This is a genomic window from Candidatus Binatia bacterium, from assembly GCA_036504975.1.
Lineage (GTDB): Bacteria > Desulfobacterota > Binatia > UBA9968 > UBA9968 > JAJPJQ01.
The window spans coordinates 1-3922 of sequence record DASXUF010000123.1 but is presented as its reverse complement, the minus strand read 5'-3'; the positions used below and the strand labels follow the sequence as shown (position 1 = coordinate 3922).

Sequence of the window (3922 nt, the reverse complement as noted above, 5' to 3'; positions counted from 1 at the left end):
GGAAACCGTCGGGGAAATTTACCGGGAGGTTCTTCCGCTGGTGCGGCCGGGAGGCTGCTTCCTGAATTTCGATCGGCAGCGGCCTCCCTTAGACGACCAGCTTGGATTGCTGCGGGCGGCGGGATTCAGCGACGTGAGATGTTTCTGGAAGGACGACAAGAGAGCCGTCTTCGGCGGCTTTAGGCGGTGAAAAAAATACCTGGAGTAATGGAGCGGTGGAGTGCTGGAGTAATGGATTTAAAGACCCAATACTCCAAGACTCCAGTACTCCAATACTCCATTTTCACGGGTAGCGCTTCGCCATTTCCGTGAAGAAGCCTTCTTTCTCCAGTTCCTGGAGCAGGCTCACATCCACGAACTGTTCCGGCTTGGCGTTCTTCGCCTGGGGAATTTGCGGCGCGAATTCGTCGAGCAGAAATTGAATTCCTTTGAGCGTCGGGTAAGGTTTCTTGGCGACTTTTCTGGCGAACCAGCCGACGGCCGCGTCGGGAATTTCCGGATCGTTCGTGCGCATGTACTTGGCGATGATCTTTTTGCTCTCGTCTCTTTTGCTATAGATATAGTTGATCCCCTCGACGTAACCTTTGAGCGCGGACTTGACGGCGTCCCGGTCTTTCTTGATAAACGAGCGCGTAGTGGCGAAGCCGTTACCTTGAACTTCGAGGCCGAGGTCCATCATGTCGAAGACTTCGACCAGGCCCTGCTTCTTGGCGCGTGGAATTTCCGACGGCGTGAGCAGCGTCGCGTCGATCCTGCCGGCGTCGATCGCCGCCAAGCGCTCGACCGTCGGGCCGGCGACGAGTATCGCCACGTCCTTGTTCGGCTCCAGGTTCAATCTGCGCAATAAAATGAGCGCGGCGTTGTGCGACGCCGAGCCGAAGCCGCTGACGCCCAGCTTCTTGCCCTTGAGTTGTTCGACCTTGCCGAAGCTCGGGCGCGCGACGACCGAGTAGGCGTAGGCGTTCTCGGAAGAGGCGATGAGCACCAGGTCGTGGCCCTGGAGGCCCGCCTGGACGACGGTGCCGATGTTGACGATCGGCGGATCGCCGGCGACCAGCGCTTGCGTCGCCAGTTGTCCGCCCCGGAAAAAGATCAGTTCCGCGTCGAGGCCGTATCGTTTAAACAGGCCGGCATCTTTCGCGACCCAGATATGGATCTGGTTGGTGGCGATCGCCGGATAGCCGATCTTGATCCGTTTGAGCTCCTGGCTCTCGGCGGCGCAATACGGCAAGAGCAGCCAAATTCCTGCAACGGCGAGGATGCAGCGAGCGAATTTCATTTTTCTCACGGTCACCTCTATGTCCGGTATGTCCGGACTAGCGGCGTTTTGTCTTGGACGCTTTTTCCATCGCCTCTTTCATGTCGGCCATATCCTTTTCCATGCTGAGCTTTTCGTTGGTGACTTTTCCCAGGTTGGTCTCGGTATCCGCCACCTTTTTCTTGAGATCGCCGACCTGAGTCTGGGCCGCGCTCAGCTCTTTTTCGGTGTCCGCCAGCCGCCCGGCGCGCGATCCCCAAATGGCATAACCGAAAAGTATGCCGACGATGAAAGCCCCCACCGCGATCGCAATCCAAGCATTAGTCTTCATCGAGCCTCCCTCAAACGTTTAGGCATTTTTATAAGAAACGGCTCTCTTCGTCAACGTTTGTTGATCCAATCGCGCGCGTCGAAAGATTTTCCGGTGACGCCTGCGGATTCGGACGAAGCGAGATAAACGAAAACGCCGGTGATCTCTTCCGGCGTGGGCAGCGTTAGAGGGTCTTCATCCGGATAGGCCGCGGCGCGCATCTCGGTTCGGGTTCCGCCCGGATTGACCGCGTTCGCGCGGACATTCAGTTCTTTCAGCTCTTCCGCCAACACCTGCGTGAATCCTTCCACGCCGAACTTGGAGACGGCATACGCGCCCCAGCGCGCCTTGCCAACGCGCCCGACGCCGGAAGAGACGTTGATGATCGAGCCTTCCCGCTGCGGGATCATCAGGCTCAGCGCTTCTTTCGTCAGTAAAAAAAGCGCCGTGAGATTTACTTTGAGGACTTTTTCCCACTCAGCGAGAGGATACTCCACTACGGGCACGCGTGGGCCGAGGAGGCTGGCGTTGTTGACGAGTATGTGAATCGTCCCGAAGCGCCGCCGCGCCTCTTTGACCACCCGCTTGACGTCGGTTGCTTTGCTGAAATCCGCGGCGAGAAACGCGACTTCGCCGCCGCCGGCGCGAATTTCGCGCGCCGCTTGAGCCAGCGGTGCGCGCCGCCGCGCGCAGATAAAAACCTTCGCGCCTTCCTTCGCGTAGGCGCGCGCGATCGCCTTGCCGATGCCGCGGCTCGCGCCGGTGATTAAAGCTATCCTGCCGTCGAGTTTTCCCGATAGATTGTTTGCCATTTCACCGAAGCTATACCATAGTCAGGGAAAGGATTCTTCTTTGAAAAATTATCAAAAGCTGCTTCTTTTCCTTTTCATCGCACTCGCCGTGGCGGCCGTTATCAGTCCATGGGTCGCCGTTCTGTGGAATTCGGTTTTCGATACGCAACCGGAGTTTGCTGAGATTTTCGGACCGGTGTTTATAGCCACCGCCTCGGCGCTCATTCTCTCCACTCGTTCGCTGCTTCGTAGGCAGTTCTTGACGGAAGCGGGACTTGGGCCGTTGCAACGGGGTTATCTGGATTTGCTCCGCGGCTTCGCCGTAGCCGTCGCTTCGATGGCCGTGCTCGGTCTTCTCATGTCGCTAGCCGGGATTTTCACGCCCGGCTTCTTTCACGCTTTCCAGGACTCGCTTCGATGGTCGGTCAAGGCATTGATGACGGCGCTGATGGTCGGATTCCTCGAAGAGTTATTCTTCCGCGGCATGCTCTTCAAAGGACTGCTCGAAGATACCCGGCGGACGACCGCCTTTGCGGCGGCCAATCTCTTCTACGCCGCGGTACACTTCCCCAAGCCGCCGGAGAAATTTTCAGTGAGCGGTCTCGATCCGCTGGCGGGGGTGCGTTTTCTCGGCGAATCGTTGCAGCCGTTTTTAAATCCGGCAGAGATTTTGCCCGGTCTTATCGGTCTCTTTATCATCAGCCTGGTCCTGAGTTACGCATTCTTCCGCACGCGGGCGCTTTATCTTTCGATCGGTCTGCATGCCGGGTGGGTCTTCGCGCTCAAAACCATGCGTGTCTACGGCGAATTTCAGCGCGGCGACTTGGGCTGGGCTTTCGGCTCGACCGACCCAAAAATCGTTAGCGGTGTGGTGACTTGGATAGGAATCCTTGCTGTCGGCGTCGTCGTTCACTTCCTGACGCGCCATCACCCTAACCCTCTCCCTCGCAGGGAGAGGGAAGGGAGAGGGTTATAAGAGAAAGGCCGCGATTCATCGCGCCCCTACAATCAATTTAATCTCCCACCAGCACGCAGTGGGATGGATGGGCGAGCGCGAAGATTTTTTGCCCTGGCTCGTAGCGACGCGACGGAGGCGCGACGACGCGAAGATTCAGGCGTTGAGCGGGAAGCTCGACGGTGTAGTCGATGGCTTCGCCAAAGTAGATGCGGCGCTGGATGATTCCGGAAAATAAATTATTGCCCTTCTGACGCGACTCTTCGGCATTGGAAGCGCTCGCTTCGAGCGCAATGCTGTGCGGCCGGATGCAGACGCCGACCTCCGCGCCCGCGCGAAAATTATCACTAGAAGCGATTTGAAGGCGGAGCCCGTCACCCAGAGCGACGGTGCGGCTGTCTTCCAACCTGCCGCTGAGAATGTTCGTCTTGCCGATGAACTCCGCGACGAAGCGGCTCTTAGGGCGCTCGAAGATTTCCTCCGGATTTCCCACCTGCATGATTTTTCCCAGATGCATCACGGCGATCCGATCGGACGTCACCATCGCCTCGGCCTGGTCGTGCGTTACGTAAATCGTCGTGATGCGGAATTCTTCGTGCAGCCGGCGG

The 3922-nt window shown here is 58.0% G+C and carries 6 protein-coding genes; 2 read left to right on the top strand and 4 right to left on the bottom strand.

All coding sequences use genetic code 11. The annotated features are described in order from the left end of the window. Positions 1 to 190 (top strand): hypothetical protein (locus VGL70_16480; GenBank protein HEY3305122.1); only part of this gene is annotated, 190 nt, incomplete at its 5' end. A 93-nt stretch (positions 191 to 283) separates the two neighbouring features. On the opposite strand, the gene VGL70_16475 is transcribed toward VGL70_16480, so the two are convergent. The 3 genes from VGL70_16475 to VGL70_16465 are packed head-to-tail and all read right to left on the bottom strand — an operon-like array spanning position 284 to position 2380. Next, on the bottom strand, positions 284 to 1279 hold the full coding sequence (locus VGL70_16475) for an ABC transporter substrate-binding protein (protein HEY3305121.1): 996 nt from the start codon (positions 1277 to 1279) through the stop codon (positions 284 to 286). Between the two features lie 37 nt (positions 1280 to 1316). Beyond that, positions 1317 to 1589: a hypothetical protein gene (locus VGL70_16470; protein ID HEY3305120.1), complete on the bottom strand. Its 273-nt coding sequence runs from the start codon at positions 1587 to 1589 to the stop codon at positions 1317 to 1319. A 50-nt stretch (positions 1590 to 1639) separates the two neighbouring features. Beyond that, the gene (locus VGL70_16465; protein HEY3305119.1) at positions 1640 to 2380 is read right to left on the bottom strand and encodes an SDR family NAD(P)-dependent oxidoreductase; all 741 of its coding nucleotides are present in this window, start codon (positions 2378 to 2380) and stop codon (positions 1640 to 1642) included. A gap of 40 nt (positions 2381 to 2420) precedes the next feature. Between VGL70_16465 and VGL70_16460 the strand changes: the two genes are divergently transcribed. Continuing rightward, entirely contained in the window at positions 2421 to 3335 is a 915-nt protein-coding gene (locus VGL70_16460) for a CPBP family intramembrane glutamic endopeptidase (GenBank protein ID HEY3305118.1), read from the top strand. Between the two features lie 37 nt (positions 3336 to 3372). On the opposite strand, the gene VGL70_16455 is transcribed toward VGL70_16460, so the two are convergent. Beyond that, positions 3373 to 3922: ABC transporter ATP-binding protein (locus VGL70_16455; protein ID HEY3305117.1), on the bottom strand; the 550-nt coding region annotated here is incomplete at its 5' end.

Coding starts and splice junctions, on each gene's coding strand:
- VGL70_16475 (HEY3305121.1), bottom strand. CDS start 1,279: ATGAAATTCGCTCGCTGCATCCTCGCCGTTGCAGGAATTTGGCTGCTC.
- VGL70_16470 (HEY3305120.1), bottom strand. CDS start 1,589: ATGAAGACTAATGCTTGGATTGCGATCGCGGTGGGGGCTTTCATCGTC.
- VGL70_16465 (HEY3305119.1), bottom strand. CDS start 2,380: ATGGCAAACAATCTATCGGGAAAACTCGACGGCAGGATAGCTTTAATC.